This window comes from Xanthobacter flavus (genome assembly GCF_017875275.1).
GTDB classification, from domain to species: Bacteria; Pseudomonadota; Alphaproteobacteria; order Rhizobiales; family Xanthobacteraceae; genus Xanthobacter; species Xanthobacter flavus_A.
This window is the reverse complement of record NZ_JAGGML010000001.1, coordinates 1,748,005-1,767,969: the sequence shown is the minus strand read 5'-3', so window position 1 is coordinate 1,767,969 and position 19,965 is coordinate 1,748,005. Positions and strand designations below refer to the sequence as shown.

Sequence of the window (19,965 nt, the reverse complement as noted above, 5' to 3'; positions counted from 1 at the left end):
CCCGCCGGCCAGGTCCCAGGTGCCACAATTCCCCTTGGGTCAGATGGTATTTGAGGCGGAAACGGAGGACGACGCCATGGAAGCACAGACGGAGCGGGAACCGGTCCGGGAGGACGTGTGGCTCAGGCGACTCGCGGGTGAATGGAGCGTGGAGTCCCCGGCGCCGGACGGCGAGGGCACCATCAAGGGCCGCGAGACGGGCCGCCTGTTCGGCAATTGGGTGGTGCTGGAAGGCGCGTCCCAGATGCCCGATGCCAGCGTCCATTCGAGCCTCATGACGCTGGGCTATGATCCGGCCCGCGGCAAGGTGGTGGGAAGCTGGGTCGGCTCCATGATGAGCCATCTGTGGGTCTATGAGGGCGGGCTCGATGCGGCGGGGGACACCCTGACCCTCGCGACCCATGGCCCCGTGATGGATGGCAGCGGCGGTACCGCCGACTATGAGGACATCATCACATTCGAGGGCGAGGACACGCGCCTCCTCACCTCGCGCCAGCGCCAGCCGGACGGGACATGGCGCGATCTGTTCTGCGTGCGCTATAGCCGCGAGGGCTGACCGGCGGCGACGCGGCTGTGTGGTGTTGCGCTGCACCCTTGCGTCGCGCCCGCTCTCTCGCCATGTTCGCGAAACGGGCTCGCCCGACCGATTATTCCCGCGCACGACGCGGCTGCATGGCCTCAGGAGGCTTTCATGACCCAGACCACCGGCCGCCTTTTCGACGAGATGGCGCGTCTCGTGAACGATGCCGCTGGCGTGGCCCAGGGTGTGCGCCGCGAGGCGGAGACGGTCATGCGCGCGCAGATGGAGCGCTTCCTGCGCGACATGGACCTCGTGAAGCGCGAGGAGTTCGAGGCGGTCAAGGACATGGCGGCCGAGGCCCGCATGGAGAACGAGCGGCTCGCTGCCCGCATCGCCGTGCTGGAGGCGAACATGCGCATCCACACCCATCCGACGGCTTCCGGCCCCACCGGCCCTGAAACCGAAGTGCCGGGTCCGGCCTGAGGTATTCTGTAGCTGAATACAGGGTGGCATCCCGCCCCTGCGACAAAAGGGCACTGAGCGGATGGCATACCCACAATCTGTCGTAGCGGGGTAAACTTTACCCGCGATATACTGATTTTCGTGGCGATTCGGAGCCGGTTCGTCGTAGCGCTCGAATACGACGGGGCGCAGCCTCGCCAGGATGCTCTCTTGAAGGACACGCTCTTTCGGGACATGTCCTGACGGCGAGCCTCCGAACGGCACGCCGCATACGCATGCCCTGGCTCCTGTCTGCCCGTGGCCTGTCACACGGAGTGCCGCTTTCGACCCTCTCCGCGTTCCTCAAACCGCGAGGTCGAGGCCATGTCCCTCATCGACATCGAAGCCGATGCGCCGGCGAACCCCGTTGATCTCGTGGAGCAGCTCGCTGCCCTGCGCGACTGGTCGTTCGAGCGCTCCGACGAGGACGAGATCACCCTCTCGCTCGCCAGCCGCTGGACGGACTGCCATGTCTCGTTCCAGTGGATGGACGAGCTGGAAGCGCTTCACGTGGCCTGCGCCTTCGACTTCAAGGTGCCGGAGGCGCGCCGTCCTGAGGTGCTCAAGCTCCTCGCCCTCGTGAACGAGCAGATGTGGCTGGGCCATTTCGACATGTGGTCGCAGGAAGGGGTGATCATGTTCCGCCATGCTCTGGTGCTGGCGGGCGGCGCCACCGCCTCGGACCGGCAGTGCGAGGCCATCCTCGATGCCGCCCTCGATGCGGTCGAGCGCTACTATCCCGCCTTCCAGTTCGTGGTGTGGGCCGGCAAGACCGCCCGCGAGGCCATGGACACCGCCATGTTCGAGACGGTCGGCGAGGCCTGAGCCTCGCCATCGGGCCGGTCCCGGACGGTCCGTCGTCTTCGTGCCGATGACGAGATCCCCGATGCCGATGTGGCGCGGGGCGTGCGCCTCCTCTATGTGAGTCCTCTGCGAGAAGACCTGCGTATGCGGACCTGCGGGCGCGGGCGTGCGCGCGGGGCGGTGCGGTTCAAGAGGCGGTCATGAGCGAGAGCGTTCTGAATTCCCTGTCTGGTCCGGTGGTGCTGCTCGGTTGCGGCAAAATGGGTTCGGCCATGCTGGAAGGCTGGCTCAAGCTTGGCCTGCCGGCGGACAAGGCCGTCGTGCTCGATCCCAACCTGCCCGCCGAAGCGGCAGCAGCGTTCGCGGCCAAGGGCGTCTCGGTCAATCCCGCAAAGGACGCCATCGCCGCGCCCTCCGTCCTGCTGCTCGCCGTGAAGCCTCAGGTGGCTCCGGAGGCGCTGCCTGCGGTCGCCCCGCTGGTGAAGGCGGGCACGCTTGTCGTCTCCGTAATGGCTGGGCGGACCATCGCGTTCATGGGCGACATCTTCGGCCCGGATGCCGCGATCGTGCGCTCCATTCCCAATACTCCGGCCGCCATCGGCCGCGGCGTGAGCGTCGCCGTGGCCTCGCCGGCCGTGACGACGGCGCAGCGGGATCTGACCGCCGCGCTGCTCGGGGCCATCGGCATCGTCGAATGGATCGAGGACGAGGCGCTGATGGACGCGGCGACCGCCGTTTCCGGCTCCGGTCCCGCCTATGCCTTTCTCCTGGCTGAGGTGATGGCGCAGGCTGGCGCGGCCGCCGGCCTCCCGGCGGACCTCTCCGCCCGCATCGCCCGCGCCACTGTAGCTGGGGCGGGGGCATTGATGGATCAATCCGACCTTCCCGCCGCCACCCTTCGCCAGAACGTGACCTCGCCGGGCGGCACTACGGCGGCGGCGCTGGCCGTTCTCATGGATGAGGGCCGCGGCTTTCCGCTATTGATGGTGGAGGCGGTCGCCGCCGCCACGCGGCGCGGCAAGGAACTCGCCGGCTGAGGATCCAGGCTTTAACGAGGAGACGGGCGATGACTGCGGAGACCACGCGCGAGGCCTGCCTGCGCAGCTTCCTCGCCCTCCTGGCCGAAAAGCCGTTTCGGGCCATCTCCCTGTCCGAGGTGGCGGAGCATTGCGGCGTGCCGCTGGCGCAGATGCGCGCCTCCTTCGCCTCCACCGACGACCTCCTCGCCGCCTTTTTCCGCGCCACCGACCGGCAGGTGCTGGCCGAAGGCGGCCCGGACAGTGACGATCTGGCGGGGGAGGGGCCGCGCGAGCGCCTGTTCGAGGTGCTGATGCGGCGCCTCGATGCGCTGGAGCCCCACCGGGAGGCGGTGCGCGGCCTCACCCGCTCCGCCCGCCGCGACCCGGCGCTCGCGCTCACGCTGCTGCGTCTCTCGGAAGGCTCCCAGCGCTGGATGCTGGCGGCGGCGGGCCTCGATTGCGCCGGGCTGTCTGGCAGCGTCAGGGCCAAGGGGCTGGCGGTCCTGTTCGCCCGCGTGCTCGACACGTGGCTGAAGGACGAGGATCCCGGCCTCGCGCCCACCATGGCCGCTCTGGATCGCGAGCTGGAGCAGGGCGGCAAGCTGCTCGGGATGCTGGATGATCTCGCCTACATCGCCATGCCCTGGCGCAAGCGCCGCGCCTCGGCCCAAAGCGCTGAAGTGCCGGCGGAAGAGACGGTGCCCGCCGCCTGAGGCCCGCGCATCGGCTTGCTCCCGGGCCGCCGGCCTGCCATGGGTCCGCCATGACCGCCCCCCGCGAAGAGCCCATCGCCCTTTATATCGACGCCGATGCCTGCCCGGTGAAGGAGGAGGCCTACAAGGTCGCCTTCCGCCACGCCATCCGCGTGCTGGTCGTCGCCAACGCGCCGCTCATGGTGCCGCGCCATCCGCTGGTGGAGCGGGTGATCGTGCCCGCCGGCCCGGATGTGGCGGATGATTTCATCGCCGCCCGTGTCTCGCGCGGCGACGTGGTGGTGACCGCCGATGTGCCCCTCGCCTCCCGCTGCGTGGCTGCCGGTGCTGCCGTGATCGCGCCGGACGGGCGACCCTTCACCGCCAATTCCATCGGCATGCAACTCGCCACCCGCAATTTGATGGAAGAGCTGCGCTCGGCCGGCGCCGTCACCGGCGGGCCGAAGCCGTTCTCGCCGCGCGCCCGCTCGGAATTCCTCTCCGCCCTCGATCTCGCGATCGTGCGGTTGAAGCGCGCCGGGTTTCACGCTGTGCCTCCGGAAGCCAGATAGGCGTCAGAAGCACTCTTCTTCCAGCCGCTTCAGGTCGGTGAGAGCCGCTTCGTCGTCATGCTCCTCGAACAGCTCGACCATGTAATAGACATGGGAATGGAGCAGCAGCAGCTTGTCGCAGATGGTGGCGCTGTCCGCCTCGGCAGCGGCGAGCCGAGCCTTGAAACGGTCCCAGAAGGCATTGTCGTGGGCGGGGTCGTCGATATAGCGGGACAGGTGCTGAAGCACCGTCTTCATGTTTCCCTCGAAATCGATGCCCTGAAAGGTCAGGTAGCGGTCCGGCGTTTCGAGCGCGAAGGGCAGAGGGGGGAAGCCGGCGGCAGCTTGCGTCATCTCGGGGTCTCCAACGGCACGTGTGGCGTGTCGGACGGACCATGGGCCGGGCAGGGAGCCGGCTTCAAAGCAGAAGGCGCGATCCACGCGCGTCCTGCACCAATGGCATCAGGGCTGCACGAACGGTAGTCGGGCGCGGTGCCTCAGACGGCGAGGCGCCGGCGAATATCCTCCACCTTGCTCCGGCTCACCGGCACCCGCGTCTCGCCGGCATCGGCCATCACGAGGTGCCACCCGCCGTCCTCGCGGGCGGCGGCGCGGACGTGGCGCATGTTGACGAGATAGCGCCGGTGCACGCGCACGAACTGCACCGGATCAAGCCGGCGCTCCAGATCGGCCAGCGGCCGCGGGCAGAAGGCGGAGAAGGTGGCGGTGCGGGCCTCCGCGTAATGGCCCTGCGCCACCAGAAAGGCGACCTCGGTGACGTCGATGAGGCTGATGAGGTCTCCCTTGCCCCGCACCAGCGGCAGTTTCATGAGGGGACACAGCGCGGCCACGGCCTTGGTGCCCGCAACCGCCAGTCCGTCCACCTCCACATCCGCCCCGCCGGTGCGGCCCATCACCGGCACCTCCACCAAGGCGTGGATCATCATCACGAAACCATCGGGCGGGCCATCCGGCGTTGTTTCGAGCCGGCTGACCTTGGCGATCAGCGTGCCCATGGCGGTGGTGACCACCAGCGAGGCGGTGCCATCTTCGGACGCGCGGGCGCGCTCGATGAGGAAAGCCACCTTGTCCCGCGCCTCTCCCGGATGGAGCGAGAGGATATCCACACCCGCGAGGCGCTGGCCCGGCGGCGCCAGCAGCCGCATGGCCACGGGATTGACGGAGCGGATGCGCAGCTCCGCATCGAGCAGCACCACCCCCACCGGCGTGCGCTGAAGGCGGTATTCAAACGACTGCGGGGCGGCGAGAGCCGTCCTTTCAGGGGATGTGACGGCCATAACTCCCGATCTGGCTTCCGTGCCCGATGCCCCGTGGGGCGCCGGTATCCTACGCCGGACGGGCGCGAAGCCAAGGCTGAGCCGCCTCAAAAACGCCCGTTTGCCACGAAGAGGCCGCATGGATACTTTACGCGCCCTCATCCCGGCGCGGCGGCGTCGGCACGGCCCTGCCTCGGCGGGCCATCCCCAAGTCCTGGATCCCGAAGCTCTCAACTCATGACCGACATTTTCCACGAGATCGAGGAAGACCTCCGGCGCGATCGCCTGCGCAAGATCTGGGACCGTTTCGGCGGCGTGATCATCGCCGCCTGCGTGCTGGTGATCCTGGCCGCCGCGGGATGGAGCGGATACCAGTATTGGCGTCACCAGCAGGCGGTGAAGGCCAGCGAGGCCTATGAGAGCGCCGTCGCTTTGTTCGATGCCGGCAAGATGCAGGAGGCCGAGGCCGCCTTCGACGCCATCGCCAAGAGCGGCCCGTCCGGCTACCGGACCCTCGCCCTCTTCCGCGCGGCCGCCGCCACTACGGCGCGCGACAAGGCGGCAGGCATCGCCGCCTTCGATGCCATCGCCGCCAACAATTCCGTGCCGCCGCTCGCCCGTGACCTCGCCCTTGTGCGCGCGGCCTTGCTCGTGGTGGATACGGCGGGCCTGCCGGAAGTGAAGCAGCGCATCGGCGGCATCGCCAACGGCACCGGCCCCCTGCGCCACTCCGCGCGGGAGACGCTCGCGCTGGCTGAGCTGAAGGCCGGCGATCTCGCAGCCGCCAACAAGACCGCCACCGACATCACCAACGACAGCGAAACCCCGCCCGGCGTGCGCTCGCGGGCCGAGCTCATCCGCCGGCTCACCGCATCGGCCACCGCCCCGGCGGGCGAGGCACCCGCCGGCACCGCGCCGACCCAGTGAACCGCGAGAGGATCCGCATGACCGCGACGCGCATGAGGAGGACAAGCTTGATGATGGCACGCCCTGTCACCCGCAGCCTGCGCCTCGCGCTCGTGCTCGGTCTCGCCTTAACGGCGGCCGGCTGCGAGACGCTGGAGAATCTGAACCCGTTCGACCAGAAGAAGCCGCCGGTGCCGGGCACCCGCACCCCCGTGTTCCCGAACGGCGTGCCGGGGGTCGACTATTCGACCGGCCTCGGCCAGCCGAGCAACGCCAACGCCCCCATCGACAATCTGCCGGCCACGCCCCAGCGCGGCCAGCCGCAGCAATAATTCCTCAGACTGAAGCCGACCGCCGGCTGCGAGCCCATTTCATGACCTTTTCCCTGGCCATCGTCGGGCGCCCGAACGTCGGCAAGTCCACTTTGTTCAACCGCCTCGTGGGCAAGAAGCTTGCGCTGGTGGACGACCGTCCCGGTGTCACCCGCGACCGGCGCGAAGGGGAGGGACGCCTCGGCGACCTCACTTTTCGCATCGTCGACACCGCTGGCCTCGAGGAGGCGACCCCTGCGAGCCTGGAGGGGCGCATGCGCGCCCAGACCGAGGCGGCCATCGGCGATTGCGACGCCATCCTGTTCATGATCGACGCGCGCATCGGACTGACCCCGACCGACCGCGCATTTGCTGATCTCGTGCGCAAGGCCGGCAAGCCTGTCATCCTCGTTGCGAACAAGAGCGAGGGGCGGGGCGGCGAGGCCGGGACGCTGGAAGCCTTCGGCCTCGGCCTCGGCGATCCCGTGCCGCTCTCCGCCGAGCATGGCGAGGGCCTCTCCGAGCTCTACGACGCCATCTGCGATGCCCTGCCGGAGCAGACGCGGCTCGAAGAGGAAGACGAGGACGACGAGGACGCCGAGGACGAAGCTCCCGTCGAGGGCGAGGTCGCGCCCGAGAAGCCACGCCGGCCCATCAAGGTGGCCGTACTCGGACGGCCCAATGCCGGCAAGTCCACCCTCATCAACAAGCTGCTGGGCGAGGATCGCCTGCTGACCGGCCCGGAAGCCGGCATCACACGCGATTCGATCTCCGTGAACGTCACCTATGCCGGCATCCCGCTGGAGGTGTTCGACACCGCCGGGCTGCGCAAGCGCTCGCGCATCGACGACAAGCTGGAGAAGCTCTCCGCCGCAGATGGGCTGCGCGCCATGAAGTTCGCCGAGGTGGTGGTTATCCTCATCGACGCCACCCGCCCGTTCGAGGAACAGGACCTGCGCATCGCGGACCTGGTGGCGCGCGAGGGCCGGGCGCTGGTCATCGGCTACAACAAGGCGGACCTCGTGGCGCGCGGTGGCCTCGCCACCCGGCTGCGCGAGGAGATCGACCATCTCCTGCCGCAGGTGAAGGGTGTGCCCATCGTGCCCGTCTCGGGCCTCATGGGCCACGGGCTCGACAAGCTGGTCGCGGCCATCGTGAGCGCCCACAAGGTGTGGAACAAGCGTGTCGCCACCAACCCGCTCAACCGCTTCCTCCAGCAGGTGACGGAAAACCACCCCCCGCCGGCGGTGTCCGGGCGGCGCATCAAGCTGCGCTACATGACGCAGCCCAAGGCGCGCCCGCCTTCCTTCGTGCTGTTCTGCTCGCGCACCGATGCGGTGCCGGAGAGCTACATCCGCTATCTGGTGAACGGCATCCGCGAGACGTTCGACCTGCCCGGCGTGCCGATCCGGCTGACGCTGCGCGAGAAGGACAACCCCTACGCGGACTAAGTGGCCGCGGTCCAAAGGTGTTGAAGTCGGCTAAATTTATGGCCAGGACGTTGTTAAGCTGGCTAGATATCGTGCCCTCAGCCCCTCAGAAAGGCGGCCTGATCGAAGATCTCGCCGAACTGGGTGCCGACGCAATCCGGCTCGGGATGCATCACCGGCACCGGTCCGACCGCCGCATCGAAGATGTCCGGCCGGTAGACCCCCATGGCCTCGCGCGCGGCGTCGGGGGCGAATTCGCCCTGGCCGGCGGCGACGATCTGGGCGTACATCCAGAGCGCATGGTCGGGTGATGGCCGGTTGGCGCCGTCGCGGTTCAGGATCAGATAGTCGGGATGCGATCTCAGCGCGCCGCCCGGCGCGGTGTGCAGCCGCCCGTCCAGCGTGCGGCGCAGGATGTCGGCGGGCAGATTGAGGTGGCGCGGCTCGCCCAGCAGCTTGGCGAGGTCCTCGTGATTGGCTGGGTCCTCGCACCAGCGGGCGGCGGCATAGAGCGCACGCACGAGGCGGTGCAGCACCTCCGGCTCGGCATTGGCGAAGCGGGCATGGACGCCCAGCACCTTCTCCGGCACCCAGCCGAACAGCTCAGCCCCGAGCACCGCGATGCGCCCCACGTCCGCATCCACCGCCACCGAGTTCCAGGGCGAGCCCACCGAGAAGCCGTGGATCAGCCCGCCCCGCAGGCTTTCCGCCATGAAAGGCGGGGGCACCACCACGAGCCGCACGTCGCGGTCCGGGTCCACGCCGCCCGCCTTCAGGAAATGGCGGATCAGATAGGTGTGGGTGGAGAAGGAATAGACCGCGGCGAACACCAGCGGGTCACGCCCCTCGGCCTTCCGCTGCCGCACCACCTTGCCCAGTGCCAGCGCCGCGCCGGGCGCGGTGGAGAGATCCTCCCCCACCTCGCCCATGGCCGCGTAAACATGCTTGTCGATGGTGATGGCGCTGCCGTTGAGATTGAGCGCGAACGGCACCACCAGCGGCACCCGCACATGGCCGAGGCCGAGGGAGGAGGCGATGGCGAGCGGCCCCAGCATGTGGGCGCCATCCAGAAGCCCGATGTTCACCTTGTCACGGATGTTGGCCCACGAGACCTCCTTGTGCAGGTCGATCTCGATGCCCTCGGCCATGGCGAAGCCGCGCTCCGCCGCGGCGATCAGCACGGCGGCGTCCGTCAGGGGAATGAAGCCGATGGCGAGGCGTCTCATCGCAGAAGCTCCGCGGCGGTGATGATGGACTGGGCGATGTCGACGATGCGCTTCTTCTCGTTCATGGCGGTGCGGCGCAGGAGGTGGTAGGCGGCCTCCTCGTCGATGCCCTTCATCTTCATGAGCAGCATCTTGGCCCGGTCGATTGCTTTGCGCTCTTCGAGCTGGGTTTTTGCCTCCTCCAGCTCCGCCTTGAGGCGGGCGAAGGCGCGGAAGCGGGAGATGGTGGTCTCGAGGATCGGCTTCACCCGCTCCTTCCGAAGCCCGTCCACCACATAGGAGGCGACGCCGGCCTCGATGGCGTCCTCGATGGTCTTCGAATCGGTCTGGTCCACGAACATGGCGACCGGCCGCTTTACCTCGCGGCTCACCTGGAACATCTGCTCGATGGTGTCGCGCGAGGGATCTTCGAGGTCGATGAGGATCACATCGGGGTCGATGGCGTAAATGCGCTCCAGCAGGTTGTTGCGGCCGGTGATGCGCAGCACCGTTTCGAAGCCCGCCTCCTTGAGGCCCTCCTCCAGGATGGCGGCGCGCACGTCGCTCTCGTCGACGATCACGATCCTGAGGGTAAGGTCGTTCGCCATGGGGGTCCGGGGTGGGGCTGTCCGCTGGGGCTGGCGGACTCGGATGATACCTCACCTTCCGGAGCCGGTGCGGTCAAGTCTCCCGGCGCGCCACGCTTTGGCGTGAAGCAGGCCGGCGGCATGGACCTTCCCGCCAAGTCCTTCTAGAACGCCCGCGGCGGAGCGCGGCGCCAGGCCGGCCTGCGGCGATCCGCGCCAGTTCGTTTCTGTCCCGGCCCGGCACTCTGCCGGGTTCATCGAAGGCGTCCATGCGCGACCTTGCCGATTACGCTCCCGCCGAATGGCTCGCGCTGACCCCGCTCGCCCAGCGGCTGCGGCGCGCCCGCAATGTGGTGGTGGATCGCATCTACGCCCGCCGTCGGACGCGGGAGCAGGCCGAGGTTGTGGCGCGGATCGCCGCCGAGAGGGCGCCGGTCGTCGCCTTCACGGTGGCCTTCAACCTGCCGCAGGCGGTGGATTTCTTGGCCGATGCCATGGCGCGATTCCTGCCAGGGACGCCGCTGGTGGTCTGCGACAATTCCACGGACCCGGCGGCCCGCACGGCCATCGCGGCGCTGTGCGTGCTGCGCGGTCTCACCTATTGCCCTCTGCCGCCGACGCCCTATCGGGGCGCGCGCAACGGCTCGCGCTCCCATGGCGTGGCGCTGAACTGGATCTACGCCAACCTCATCCGCCCTGCCGCGCCGCGCGCCTTTGCGTTGCTGGACCACGATCTGATCCCGCTGGAGCCGACCGACCTCGCTGCGCGGCTCGCGGGACAGCCCTGCTACGGCATGGTGCGGCACGGCGAGGGCAACGGCGCCTGGTACCTGTGGCCGGGCTATTGCGTGTTCGATTTCGCGGCGGTGAAGGCGTTGCCGCTCGATTTCGGCACCGACACGCCGCTCACCCTCGACACCGGCGGGCAGAACTGGGGCGTGCTCTACCGTCACCTTGACCTTGCGGCGCTCCGCATGTCCAGCCGGCGGCGGGTGCATCTCGCCGATCCCGAAACCGGGGAGATGGAGCCATTCCTGCTGGCGGACGGCTGGCTGCATGTGGGGGGCGCTGGCCATCGCGGCGGTGGCGCGGGCGCTCTCGAGCGGGTGCGGCAGGCCTATGAGGCCGATCCGGTTGGGCTGATCGCGCGCCTCAGGGCAAGCCCGGAGCGGCTCAGCCCATAAAAAAGCGCCGCCGGCTGGGCCGACGGCGCGTGTCACTCAGGAAGAAGGTCGCGCCTCACTCGGCGGCGGCAGGAGCCTTGGCGCCCTTGGCCTTCTTGACCTTGCCGTCGGCCGTGCGGTCCTGACGCTCGGCGATACGGGCGGACTTGCCGCGGCGGTCGCGCAGGTAATAGAGCTTGGCGCGACGCACCTTGCCGCGACGAACCACCTTGATGGAATCGATCAGCGGCGAATAGACCGGGAACACGCGCTCCACGCCTTCGCCGTAGGAAATCTTGCGGACGGTGAAGCTCTCGTTCAGGCCACCGCCGGAACGGGCGATCACCACGCCCTCGTAGGCCTGCACGCGGGTGCGCTCGCCTTCGACCACCTTCACGTTCACAGTCACGGTATCGCCGGGCTGGAACTCGGGAATGGCCCGCTTCTCGGCGAGCTTCGTCGCCTGCTCGGCTTCGAGCGTCTGGATAATGTTCATTGTCGCCAACCTCTTGGTGCCGCTTCGGAGCATGTCGCCCCGGCGCCACGTCGTGTCGTTTTAAGTTAAGGGACGCGGCTCCATACAGGAGAAAAGGGGCGCTGTCATTCCCTTTCCGTCTTGGATCCGTCACGCGCGGGCGAAAGAAGGTCCGGTCGCCGCGCGCGCGTGACCGCCTCCGCCTCCGCCTGCCGCCAGTGGGCGATGCGGGCGTGATCGCCGGAGGTGAGCACCTCGGGGATGCCCTGTCCCTCGAACAGCTGCGGCCGCGTGTATTGCGGATACTCCAGCAGGCCGTGAGAAAAGCTCTCGTCCGTGCCGCTCTCCGCCTTGCCCATGACGCCGGGAATGAGCCGGACGCACGCGTCGAGCAGCAAAAGCGCGGCCGCTTCGCCGCCGGAGAGTACCACGTCGCCCACGCAGACCTCCTCGAGGCCGCGCGCCGCGACGATGCGCTCATCCACGCCCTCGAACCGCCCGCAGAGGATGACCGCGCCCGGCCCCGCCGCCAGTTCTCGCACGCGCGCCTGCGTCAGCGGGCGGCCGCGTGGGGTCATCAGCAGGCGGGGGCGGGGATCGTCCGCCGGGGAAACGGCGTCGATGGCGCGGGCGAGCACGTCGGCCCGCATCACCATGCCCGGCCCGCCGCCGGCCGGGGTGTCGTCCACCGAGCGATGGCGGTCGAGGGCGTGTTCGCGGATCTGCACGGCCTCCAGCCCCCACAGCCCGTTCGCCAGCGCGCGGCCGGCGAGGGCATGGCCGAGGGGACCCGGAAACATCTCCGGATAGAGGGTGAGGACGCTGGCGCGGAAGGTCATGGGGAGAAATGGGCGCGGGGCGGGGATGGTGTCAAATCCGTGGGCGCCTCAGCCCTCCTTGTCCTCACCCGCCTCGGGTTCGGGGTCGCGGCGCTCGACGAAGGCCTCGGCGATGACCACCCGGCCGCCCTTCACGTCCACCACCGGCACGGCATCGCGGGTGAAGGGCACCATCAGCGTCTTCGCCCGGATGCCGGGGAGGGCAGGGGCATATTCAAGGATGTCGCCGGCGCCGAAATCGTGCAGGGCGGTGACGGTGCCGATGCGCGCGCCGGCCTCGTCCTCCACGGCAAGGCCGATCAGGTCCGCATGATAGAAGGTATCTTCGTCCTCCGGCGGCGGCAGAGCTTCGCGGGGGACATAGAGGTCCACGTTGGTCAGCGCCTCGGCGGCTGTACGGTCGGCGACGTTGGCGAGGCGCGCGACGAAATGGTCCTTGGCCGCGCGCAGCGCCGTGATGCGGTAGCGGGTGCGCCCCGAGGCATCGGTGAGCGGGTCGTAGTCGAGGATCGCGGCCGGATCCTCGGTGAAGACGAACAGCCGCACCTCGCCCTTCACGCCATGGGGGGCGCCGATACGGGCGACGAGGACGCGGTCGGTCATCTCAACTCCGGTGCTGGGCGCCTTCAATGGGGCGCGGCGGCGGCTCTAGACCTTATGTCTGCCTTTGCCAAGCGGAAGGCCGCGCCGTCCTCCGCCGCGCGGCGCTTTCGCGCTCCCGTGCGGCCCATCGGATGCTTGCCCGGCGGCGGCGGCTGATGCACCTTGCGCCCCCATGTCGAGCCATGCCCCCCAACCCATCCTTCTCGATGCCGTCCGCCTCTCCGGGCTTCTGGACCGCATCGCCGCCCGCATTGGTGCGTCCTACGTGCGCACCGACGCTCACGACCTCGCCCCCCATCTGGTGGAGGGGCGGGGCCTCTACCAGGGAACGACCCCGGCGCTGGTCGAGCCGGCCAATACCGAGGAAGTCGCCTTCGTGGTCGCCGCCTGTGCCGAAGCCGGCGTGCCGGTGGTGCCGCAGGGCGGCAATACCGGCCTCGTGGGCGGTCAGGTGCCGTTCGGCGCGCTGCTGATTTCGCTGCGCCGGCTGAACCGCATCCGCGACCTCGATCCGGTGGACCTCACAGTCATCGCCGAGGCCGGCTGCACGCTGCACCAGGTGCAGCAGGCGGCGGAGGCGGCGGGCTGCCTGTTCCCGCTCTCCATCGGCTCGGAAGGTTCCTGCCAGATCGGCGGCAATCTCTCCACCAATGCCGGCGGGACCGCCGTGCTGCGCTATGGCAACATGCGCGAACTCGCCTTCGGCCTGGAAGTCGTGCTGCCGGACGGCCGGATCTGGAACGGTCTGTCGCGCCTGCGCAAGGATAATACGGGCTACGCGCTGAAGGACCTCTTCATCGGCGCGGAGGGCACGCTCGGCATCATCACCGCCGCTGTGCTGCGCCTGTTCCCGGCGCCCCGCGCCCGGGCGACGGCGCTGCTCGGCATTGCCGATCCCGAGACCGCGCTCTCCCTGTTCCGCCGCCTGCGCAACGCCGCCGGCGACAGCCTGACCGGCTTCGAGATCATGCCGGACTTCGGCCTGGAGATCGTGCTCAAGCACATGCCCGGCTCGGTGCGCCCGCTGGCGGAGCGGCATCCCTGGTACGTGCTCGCGGAGCTCACCTCCACCCGCCCCAACGACGACCTCTCCCAGCTCGCCCTCGACACGTTCGAGGCAGCGTTCGAGGCGGGCGAGATCGAGGATGCGGTGGTGGGCTCCTCGGAAGCCCAGTGCGACGCCCTGTGGAAGCTGCGCGAGGACATGTCCGACGCGCAGAAGTTCGAAGGCGGCTCCATCAAGCACGACGTGTCCGTGCCGGTGTCCAAGGTGCCGTACTTCATCGCCGAGGCGAACCGGCTGTGCGAGGCGCACATGCCGGGCATCCGCATCTGCGCCTTCGGCCACATGGGCGACGGCAACATCCACTACAATCTCAGCCAGCCCGAGGGCATGGACAAGGCCGCCTACCTCGCCACCTGGGAGGAGTTCAACCGCATCGTCCACGATCTCGTGGCCTCGCTGGGCGGTTCCATCTCGGCGGAGCACGGCATCGGCATCCTCAAGCGCGAGGAACTGCCCATGTACAAGGACAAGGTGGCGCTGGACGTGATGGCCGCCATCAAGCGCGCCATCGATCCGCGCGGCCTCGCCAATCCCGGCAAGGTGCTGATGGACTGAGGTAGACCAAACCGCGCGGCTTCTGGAGCCGCGCGGTTTTCGCTTGTCTTCGCTTGTCTTCGCTTGTCTTCGCTTGTCTTCGCTTGTCTTCGCTCAGGCGCCGCGCGGGCTTAAGGGGGCCTTCGCTCAAACGCCGCGCGGGGTCATGCGCGGCGGAGCCCCTAGGTTGGCCGGCGGCGCACTGCGAAGGCGGTTCCGACCGCGAGGGCCAATGCGGCGGCGGCGCCCACGAACACCATGCGCGGGTGGTGATGGTCGAGCATCAGGCCGAACATCAGCGGTCCCACCAGCGAGCCGATGTCGTAGCCCGAATAGACGATGCCGAAGACCTTGCCGGTGGCGCCCGCCGGCGCCGCGCTGCGCACCAGCACGTCGCGCGAGGGGGTGGTGAGGCCCATGCAAAAACCCACCAAGGCGATGAGACCAACCGTCACTTCAGGTGCCGCCTGAAGCCAGGCGGCGAGAAAACCGAAGGCGGCAGCGGCAGCAAGGCCGCTCATGGCGATCTGGTGGTGCTGGGTGGAGCGGTCCGCCACATGCCCGCCGATGGCGACGCCCGCCGTGTTGCCCACCTGGAACAGCGCCACCGCCAGCGTCGCCAGCGCCACCGCCGCGCCAAAGCCTTCCTGCAGAGCGACGATGGAGAAGCTCTGGATGCCCGAGAGGGCGACCGCGGTGAGGGTGAAATAGAGAAAGGCCATCAGCACCACGGGCATGGCCAGCACATCGAGGAAGGAGTGCGGTGTGCCCCCCGCCGCCGCATGGGCCGCGCGTCCAGCTGGCGCGCGCAAGGGGCCCCGGAAGACCGCGAGCAGAAGCCCGATCAGCACCACCAGCAGCCCCATGGCGATGAGCGCCGTGCGCCAGCCGAAATGCGCGCCGATGGCGCCCGACACGATCGGCGACAGGCCGAAGCCGATGCTTCCGGCAATCACATGGGCGGCGAAGGCCCGCCCGAGCCGGGGCGCCGCCACCTTGTGGCTGAGGATGGAGAGGTCGGCCGGGTGGTAGACCGAATTGCCGAGGCCCGCGAGCGCGGCGAGGGGCAGCAGCAGCACATAGCTCGGCGCGATGCCCATGGCCGCCGTCGCGGCGCCCTGGGTGAGGATGCCGGCGAGCAGCAGGCGGTCAGCGCCGAAGCGGTCCACCAGCACGCCGGCGGCCACCTGCCCGGCGCCCGAGAACAGATAGAAGACGGAGAGCAACAGCCCCAGCTCGATGAAGGAGACCTGGAGGTCGGCCCGCATCATGATGAACAGCGGGGTGAGGGCGAGCTGGAGGAAATGGCTGCAAAAGTGGGCGCTACAGACGGCGCCGATGGAGGAAACCTCGGCCGCGGGCCAGCCGGCCGCGCGTGCGTCTATGGACATGACTTGCCACTCCGTCCCCGGCGGGGCACCGGGATCAGGCCGGTCCGGCTGCGCCGTTCCGGATGCTGCGTCTCCCCCTCTTCGGCCGGCTCGATGCCGCCCCGCCCGCGCGCCCCACGCGCCGGCTCACGCTTCGGGCGAGGGTTGGCTCCCTCGATTGTCCAGGACCGTGCAGGGCACGCTTACCGTTTCCCCGCGAGGGACGCACGCTTATTCTCGCCAGCTTGGGCGCACGCGGCCGTCAGCGTGTCCGGCGGGGGCCGTGGCCGCCGAAATAGCGCAGGGTCAGGCAGGTGATATCGTCGGCCTGGGGCGCGCCGCGCTCGAAGAGATGCACCGCTGCCAGCACCCGCTCGTTCAGCTCCTCCACCGACCAGTCGGCAGCGCCGCTGCGCAGCAGCTCCTCCACGCGCTCCTCGCCGTAGGGCTGCTCGTCGATGTCGAAGGCTTCCGTCACGCCGTCCGTATAGAGGAAGAGCGCGTCGCCGGGCGCGAGGTGCAATTCGTGCTGCTGGTAGACGAAGCCTTCCAGCACGGCCACCGCCATGCCGCCGGTGGAGGGAACGGTCGTCACTTCGCCGGAGCGGGCGATGCGGTAGGGCAGATTGTGACCGGCATTCACATAGGTGACCTTCCCCGAGGAGAGGTCGACCACGCCATAGAGCACGGTGACGAACAGCATCTGCTCGTTTTCCACCGCGAGCAGGTCGTTGAGGCGGCGGATGCAGCCCGCCGGTGAGCGCTCGAACAGCGCGGTGGAGCGCAGCAGGGTGCGGGAGATGGCCATGAACAGAGCCGCCGGCACGCCCTTGCCGGAGACGTCCGCCACCACGAAGCCGAGCGTGGTGTCGTCGATCATGAAGTAATCGTAGAAGTCGCCGCCCACCTCGCGCGCGGGGGTCATCTGGCCGTGCACGGCGACGCGCGCATCCGGCGGAAATTCCTTGGGCAGGATGGCGAGCTGCACCTGCCGGGCGATCTCCAGTTCCTGCTGGAGACCGGCGAGCTTGGTCTTGGTGATGAGGGCCTCGCGCAGCTCCACCACCATGGACGAGAGGCGGGTATGCTGTTCGACGATCCGCCGCGAGAGGTCGTGGAGCACGCGGGCGACGCGCTTCAGCTCGTCGTCGTTCTCGCTCTCCTCGCCCTTTGCAAGCAGGGCCAGAACCTCCTCGCGGTCGGTCGGATCGATGGCGTCGGCCAGCGCCTGCAACTCGCCGGAGATCACCACCTCCTGCCGCCGCCGCACGCGCTCGCGCTGGCGCCGGCTCTCGGCGAGGGCCTGCACATTGCCGCGCAGCGCGACGACGGCCGCGGCGATGCGGCCGATCTCGTCATTGCCGGCATGACCCACCGTCACCGAGGTGTCGCCGCGGGAGAGAGCCTGCAGCACGTCGATGGCCGATTCCAGCGGCCGGAAGCTGTACCAGAGGAAGACATTGAGGCCGACGACGCCGAGCAGGACGAGGACGATCGCGCCTGCGACCGCGGACTGGCGAATGAGGGCGGTGGCCTGCACCGTCTGCGTCGTGTCCTCGAGGCTCACCAGCGCGCCCACGGCGCTGCCGCTCACGTCGGCGATGGGGATGGAGGTCACGTTGTAGTTGCGCCCGTCCAGCATCAGCTGCTCGGCGGTGGGCCGGCGCGGTGTGATGGACACCTTCGCCCGTTCCCACAGGCGGAAATCGCTGCTGGCGACCACCCGCCCGCGCAGGGTGATGAGGGTGGTGGCGGCGCTGATGCCGCGCGCGAAGCGGTCCATCCCGAGCGCCGCATCGCGGCCGAGCACGAGCACCGCCCGTCCGAGACCGGGCAGATCGACGGTGCGGGTGGTGATGACGATCACCTGCGAGCCGCTGATCTGGCGCAGTCCGGAGAGAATCTCGCCCTTGAGGGCACGGTCGAGGCTGCCCGCGTCCAGGATGTAGCGGGCATTGGTGGAGCTGTCGCTGAACACCACCTCGCGGTCGGCGGCCACCACCTCGAAATAGGTGGCGGGATCGTCGATATCGATGCCCACCTCGCGGATGGCCGCGGCGATGCCCGACCGATCCGAGAAGCCCAGCGCGATCCGGAACGGCGAGGAACTGTCGATGCGCTCCAGGATGCGGGCGAGATTGGCGGTCTGGAAGGCGACGATCTCCCGCCAGAGGACGGTCTGTCCCTCGATGGCCAGCTCGCCCTCGCGGGCCTGGGCGACGCGGTCGCGCAGCACCGTAGCGCCCCAGATGCCCAGCATGAGCAAGGTGAAGCCGGTGGCGACGATGAGGGTGATGCGGGTGCGCAGCAGCATCACGACCCCCGCACCTTGTCGGCGCGGCCGGGCGGCGCCAGCACCTCGCGCCGGACGCGTTCCACATCGGGTCTGAGCCCGCCGTCGAAATCCACCGCCAGCAGTTCCTCCGCATAGGCCTCGAAGACGGAGCGACGCTCGGCGACCCTGCGGTTGCCGTGCTCAAGCTCCCGGAAGGCCCGGCCCACCGCGCCGCGGGTGCCCTGGCGACGGCCGTGCGGGTGCATCGCATCGCGCTCGCCGAAATGGCCGTTCACCGCCTCGGCGAGGCCCTTGGCGAGGCGGGCGCGGGCGCCCTCCAGCGCGTTGCCCACCAGAAGGCCGGCGACCAGGGCCGCCAGAGCGGCGCAAACCGTGACCACCACCGCCGCCTTGAGGCCGATATCGGCGAAGGAGGCGGCGAGGGCGGCGGGATTGGTGGTGACTTCCACCGAGGCCACCGTGTTGTTGTCCACCACCACCGGCGCGCTCACCGAATCAGCGCCGGAATGCTCGCCGATGGCGCTGCGGATCTCGCGCCCGTCCGATCCACGCAGCACGATCTGGGTGAGGCCGGGGGTGCGCGTCAGGGTCTCGGAGAGATGCTGCTCCACGCCCGGCAGGAGCTTCAGGGGGATGCCGAAGCGGGCCGCCTTCTCGAACTGCTGGGCGAGGGTGCGGGCCACCGACGTGCCGATCACCAGCGCGTCGCGGCGGGCGCTCTCCTCGACGCGGGCGCGGTACCCGTTGATGAGCACGGCGGCGGCGATGCCGCCGAGGACGAGGGTGAGGATGAGCGCGAACAGACCCGTCATGAGGCGGGCGCGGCCGCTCTCGGCGATCTCAGGCCGCATCGTCGAGTGCTCCCAACTGGCCGAGGCCGCGATCCACCCGCGCCTCGGCCTCCCGCCAGCTCTTCACGGTAGCCTCGGCGAGGGGGGTGAGGCCGCCGTCGTCGGCGGGAGGCCCGCCCTCGCCGCGCAGCACCCGCGTCACCCGGTCGAATGGGCGGGTCAGCATGTGGACGAACGCAAATGCGGCGATGATCGCGGCGATGGAGGCGGCAAGCGAAAGAACTCCGGTGCGGATCAGGAGATCAAGGCCCAGCCGGTCGGCGCGGGCGCTGCGCGCTTCGTCCGACACGGTAACGGAGATGCCGCCCGCCACCCCGAGATCGTTCTCGAATCGCGTGCCGAATACCGTGTCGCCGCGCTCTGCCGTCGCCCACTGGTTGTCGTCGCCCAGCCGCTTCACCCAGTCCGGGCTGACCTCCTCGCCGATCACGCTGCGGTCGGTCGAATAGATGGCGCGGCCGGCGGAATTGAAGATGTCGATGGCGAGGATGGAGGGGTCGCCCGCCTTCTCGCGCTCGATGCGCGGTTGCAGCAGGGAAACCTGGTCGAGCTGCAGGCCGATGGAGAGGTTCGCCTCGGTGGAGGCGCGCAGCGTTCCGAGCAGGTTAGCGACGCGCGCACGCTCGATCTCCTCGCCCACCCGGTCGCTCGCCGAGAACGCGATCCCCGCGACCGCCACCACCGCAGCGGTCACGGACACGACGGCGACCAGGATGAGCCGGCTTACGAAAGTCATGCGGGGAACTTCGGTGGCGTGGACGGCCGGACGTTAACCGCGCGCTCGCGGCCAAACCAGACAAAAAACTCCACTGCGACCAAAAAAACCTGCATTGTCAGCTTTGTTTTCGTGGCATGAAGGTCGGGCGGTCGGGGCACGCCCCAAGGTTAAGGCGCAGATTTCCAGCGCTGGATCGGACCGTGCGCCGGGGGCGCGGCTGCCGGCGCGAGGGGCGGCGCGAAAGGTC

At 69.2% G+C, this 19,965-nt stretch carries 22 protein-coding genes; 11 read left to right on the top strand and 11 right to left on the bottom strand.

All coding sequences use genetic code 11. From position 1 onward, the window contains the following. Positions 1-76: 76 nt before the first annotated feature. From J2126_RS08580 to J2126_RS08555, 6 genes are all read left to right on the top strand, one after another. Positions 77-556 (top strand): DUF1579 domain-containing protein, encoded by a 480-nt coding sequence (locus tag J2126_RS08580; protein ID WP_209485704.1) that lies wholly within the window; start codon positions 77-79, stop codon positions 554-556. A gap of 135 nt (positions 557-691) precedes the next feature. Further along, positions 692-1,003 (top strand): accessory factor UbiK family protein, encoded by a 312-nt coding sequence (locus J2126_RS08575; RefSeq protein WP_209485702.1) that lies wholly within the window; start codon positions 692-694, stop codon positions 1,001-1,003. A gap of 342 nt (positions 1,004-1,345) precedes the next feature. Beyond that, positions 1,346-1,846 carry a YbjN domain-containing protein gene (locus J2126_RS08570; RefSeq protein ID WP_209485700.1) on the top strand — a complete coding sequence of 167 codons (501 nt, stop codon included), beginning with the start codon at positions 1,346-1,348 and terminating at the stop codon, positions 1,844-1,846. 179 nt (positions 1,847-2,025) lie between these two features. Next, positions 2,026-2,862 (top strand): pyrroline-5-carboxylate reductase, encoded by an 837-nt coding sequence (gene proC / locus J2126_RS08565; protein WP_209485698.1) that lies wholly within the window; start codon positions 2,026-2,028, stop codon positions 2,860-2,862. A 29-nt stretch (positions 2,863-2,891) separates the two neighbouring features. Beyond that, positions 2,892-3,557 carry a TetR/AcrR family transcriptional regulator gene (locus tag J2126_RS08560; protein ID WP_245327254.1) on the top strand — a complete coding sequence of 222 codons (666 nt, stop codon included), beginning with the start codon at positions 2,892-2,894 and terminating at the stop codon, positions 3,555-3,557. Positions 3,558-3,607: 50 nt separating this feature from the next. Further along, positions 3,608-4,108: a YaiI/YqxD family protein gene (locus J2126_RS08555; protein WP_209485696.1), complete on the top strand. Its 501-nt coding sequence runs from the start codon at positions 3,608-3,610 to the stop codon at positions 4,106-4,108. Between the two features lie 3 nt (positions 4,109-4,111). Here J2126_RS08555 and cowN read toward each other — a convergent pair whose 3' ends face one another. Both cowN and J2126_RS08545 read right to left on the bottom strand, forming a co-directional pair. Continuing rightward, positions 4,112-4,441 (bottom strand): N(2)-fixation sustaining protein CowN, encoded by a 330-nt coding sequence (cowN, locus tag J2126_RS08550; RefSeq protein WP_209485694.1) that lies wholly within the window; start codon positions 4,439-4,441, stop codon positions 4,112-4,114. Positions 4,442-4,584: 143 nt separating this feature from the next. Next, positions 4,585-5,385: a LytTR family transcriptional regulator gene (locus J2126_RS08545; protein ID WP_209485692.1), complete on the bottom strand. Its 801-nt coding sequence runs from the start codon at positions 5,383-5,385 to the stop codon at positions 4,585-4,587. Positions 5,386-5,601: 216 nt separating this feature from the next. Between J2126_RS08545 and J2126_RS08540 the strand changes: the two genes are divergently transcribed. From J2126_RS08540 to der, 3 genes are read left to right on the top strand one after another with little or no spacing between them, the layout of a single operon-like run. Beyond that, on the top strand, positions 5,602-6,291 hold the full coding sequence (locus J2126_RS08540) for a tetratricopeptide repeat protein (protein WP_209485690.1): 690 nt from the start codon (positions 5,602-5,604) through the stop codon (positions 6,289-6,291). A gap of 50 nt (positions 6,292-6,341) precedes the next feature. Continuing rightward, on the top strand, positions 6,342-6,602 hold the full coding sequence (locus J2126_RS08535; RefSeq protein WP_209485688.1) for a hypothetical protein: 261 nt from the start codon (positions 6,342-6,344) through the stop codon (positions 6,600-6,602). A 41-nt stretch (positions 6,603-6,643) separates the two neighbouring features. Then, positions 6,644-8,032: a ribosome biogenesis GTPase Der gene (gene der / locus J2126_RS08530; protein ID WP_209485686.1), complete on the top strand. Its 1,389-nt coding sequence runs from the start codon at positions 6,644-6,646 to the stop codon at positions 8,030-8,032. A 77-nt stretch (positions 8,033-8,109) separates the two neighbouring features. Here der and J2126_RS08525 read toward each other — a convergent pair whose 3' ends face one another. Further along, the gene (locus tag J2126_RS08525) at positions 8,110-9,237 is read right to left on the bottom strand and encodes a CmpA/NrtA family ABC transporter substrate-binding protein (protein WP_209485683.1); all 1,128 of its coding nucleotides are present in this window, start codon (positions 9,235-9,237) and stop codon (positions 8,110-8,112) included. Beyond that, positions 9,234-9,824, bottom strand: a complete 591-nt coding sequence (locus J2126_RS08520; protein WP_024277102.1) for an ANTAR domain-containing response regulator — start codon at positions 9,822-9,824, stop codon at positions 9,234-9,236. The genes J2126_RS08525 and J2126_RS08520 overlap by 4 nt, the downstream gene beginning before the upstream one ends. Positions 9,825-10,072: 248 nt before the next feature. Here J2126_RS08520 and J2126_RS08515 point away from each other — a divergent pair, with 248 nt between their 5' ends. Beyond that, positions 10,073-10,987, top strand: coding sequence for a hypothetical protein (locus tag J2126_RS08515; RefSeq protein ID WP_209485681.1), 915 nt, complete (start codon positions 10,073-10,075; stop codon positions 10,985-10,987). A 55-nt stretch (positions 10,988-11,042) separates the two neighbouring features. Here the strand turns inward: J2126_RS08515 and rplS are convergent, their stop codons facing one another. The 3 genes from rplS to rimM all read right to left on the bottom strand — a co-directional run bounded on the left by rplS (position 11,043) and on the right by rimM (position 12,883). Next, positions 11,043-11,462: a 50S ribosomal protein L19 gene (gene rplS / locus J2126_RS08510; RefSeq protein WP_209485679.1), complete on the bottom strand. Its 420-nt coding sequence runs from the start codon at positions 11,460-11,462 to the stop codon at positions 11,043-11,045. Between the two features lie 104 nt (positions 11,463-11,566). Continuing rightward, entirely contained in the window at positions 11,567-12,280 is a 714-nt protein-coding gene (trmD, locus tag J2126_RS08505) for a tRNA (guanosine(37)-N1)-methyltransferase TrmD (RefSeq protein ID WP_209485677.1), read from the bottom strand. Positions 12,281-12,328: 48 nt separating this feature from the next. Then, positions 12,329-12,883 carry a ribosome maturation factor RimM gene (gene rimM / locus J2126_RS08500; RefSeq protein ID WP_209485675.1) on the bottom strand — a complete coding sequence of 185 codons (555 nt, stop codon included), beginning with the start codon at positions 12,881-12,883 and terminating at the stop codon, positions 12,329-12,331. 172 nt (positions 12,884-13,055) lie between these two features. Here rimM and J2126_RS08495 point away from each other — a divergent pair, with 172 nt between their 5' ends. Further along, on the top strand, positions 13,056-14,504 hold the full coding sequence (locus tag J2126_RS08495) for an FAD-binding oxidoreductase (protein WP_209485673.1): 1,449 nt from the start codon (positions 13,056-13,058) through the stop codon (positions 14,502-14,504). 161 nt (positions 14,505-14,665) lie between these two features. Here J2126_RS08495 and J2126_RS08490 read toward each other — a convergent pair whose 3' ends face one another. The 4 genes from J2126_RS08490 to J2126_RS08475 form a co-directional block, all read right to left on the bottom strand. Further along, positions 14,666-15,874, bottom strand: coding sequence for an MFS transporter (locus J2126_RS08490; RefSeq protein ID WP_209485671.1), 1,209 nt, complete (start codon positions 15,872-15,874; stop codon positions 14,666-14,668). 241 nt (positions 15,875-16,115) lie between these two features. Beyond that, positions 16,116-18,167 carry a SpoIIE family protein phosphatase gene (locus J2126_RS08485; protein WP_209485669.1) on the bottom strand — a complete coding sequence of 684 codons (2,052 nt, stop codon included), beginning with the start codon at positions 18,165-18,167 and terminating at the stop codon, positions 16,116-16,118. Next, positions 18,167-19,000: a hypothetical protein gene (locus tag J2126_RS08480; protein ID WP_209485667.1), complete on the bottom strand. Its 834-nt coding sequence runs from the start codon at positions 18,998-19,000 to the stop codon at positions 18,167-18,169. Before J2126_RS08480 ends, J2126_RS08485 begins: the two co-directional genes overlap by 1 nt. Next, complete coding sequence (locus tag J2126_RS08475; protein ID WP_209485665.1) at positions 18,990-19,736, bottom strand: hypothetical protein; 747 nt, start codon at positions 19,734-19,736, stop codon at positions 18,990-18,992. Before J2126_RS08475 ends, J2126_RS08480 begins: the two co-directional genes overlap by 11 nt. Positions 19,737-19,965: the final 229 nt, after the last annotated feature.

Coding starts and splice junctions, on each gene's coding strand:
- J2126_RS08545 (WP_209485692.1), bottom strand. CDS start 5,385: ATGGCCGTCACATCCCCTGAAAGGACGGCTCTCGCCGCCCCGCAGTCG.
- J2126_RS08555 (WP_209485696.1), top strand. CDS start 3,608: ATGACCGCCCCCCGCGAAGAGCCCATCGCCCTTTATATCGACGCCGAT.
- cowN (WP_209485694.1), bottom strand. CDS start 4,441: ATGACGCAAGCTGCCGCCGGCTTCCCCCCTCTGCCCTTCGCGCTCGAA.
- proC (WP_209485698.1), top strand. CDS start 2,026: ATGAGCGAGAGCGTTCTGAATTCCCTGTCTGGTCCGGTGGTGCTGCTC.
- J2126_RS08515 (WP_209485681.1), top strand. CDS start 10,073: ATGCGCGACCTTGCCGATTACGCTCCCGCCGAATGGCTCGCGCTGACC.
- J2126_RS08560 (WP_245327254.1), top strand. CDS start 2,892: ATGACTGCGGAGACCACGCGCGAGGCCTGCCTGCGCAGCTTCCTCGCC.
- J2126_RS08580 (WP_209485704.1), top strand. CDS start 77: ATGGAAGCACAGACGGAGCGGGAACCGGTCCGGGAGGACGTGTGGCTC.
- J2126_RS08575 (WP_209485702.1), top strand. CDS start 692: ATGACCCAGACCACCGGCCGCCTTTTCGACGAGATGGCGCGTCTCGTG.
- J2126_RS08495 (WP_209485673.1), top strand. CDS start 13,056: ATGTCGAGCCATGCCCCCCAACCCATCCTTCTCGATGCCGTCCGCCTC.
- J2126_RS08525 (WP_209485683.1), bottom strand. CDS start 9,237: ATGAGACGCCTCGCCATCGGCTTCATTCCCCTGACGGACGCCGCCGTG.
- J2126_RS08475 (WP_209485665.1), bottom strand. CDS start 19,736: ATGACTTTCGTAAGCCGGCTCATCCTGGTCGCCGTCGTGTCCGTGACC.
- trmD (WP_209485677.1), bottom strand. CDS start 12,280: ATGACCTTCCGCGCCAGCGTCCTCACCCTCTATCCGGAGATGTTTCCG.
- J2126_RS08485 (WP_209485669.1), bottom strand. CDS start 18,167: ATGCTGCTGCGCACCCGCATCACCCTCATCGTCGCCACCGGCTTCACC.
- J2126_RS08480 (WP_209485667.1), bottom strand. CDS start 19,000: ATGCGGCCTGAGATCGCCGAGAGCGGCCGCGCCCGCCTCATGACGGGT.
- J2126_RS08520 (WP_024277102.1), bottom strand. CDS start 9,824: ATGGCGAACGACCTTACCCTCAGGATCGTGATCGTCGACGAGAGCGAC.
- rplS (WP_209485679.1), bottom strand. CDS start 11,462: ATGAACATTATCCAGACGCTCGAAGCCGAGCAGGCGACGAAGCTCGCC.
- der (WP_209485686.1), top strand. CDS start 6,644: ATGACCTTTTCCCTGGCCATCGTCGGGCGCCCGAACGTCGGCAAGTCC.
- J2126_RS08570 (WP_209485700.1), top strand. CDS start 1,346: ATGTCCCTCATCGACATCGAAGCCGATGCGCCGGCGAACCCCGTTGAT.
- J2126_RS08490 (WP_209485671.1), bottom strand. CDS start 15,874: ATGTCCATAGACGCACGCGCGGCCGGCTGGCCCGCGGCCGAGGTTTCC.
- J2126_RS08540 (WP_209485690.1), top strand. CDS start 5,602: ATGACCGACATTTTCCACGAGATCGAGGAAGACCTCCGGCGCGATCGC.
- J2126_RS08535 (WP_209485688.1), top strand. CDS start 6,342: ATGATGGCACGCCCTGTCACCCGCAGCCTGCGCCTCGCGCTCGTGCTC.
- rimM (WP_209485675.1), bottom strand. CDS start 12,883: ATGACCGACCGCGTCCTCGTCGCCCGTATCGGCGCCCCCCATGGCGTG.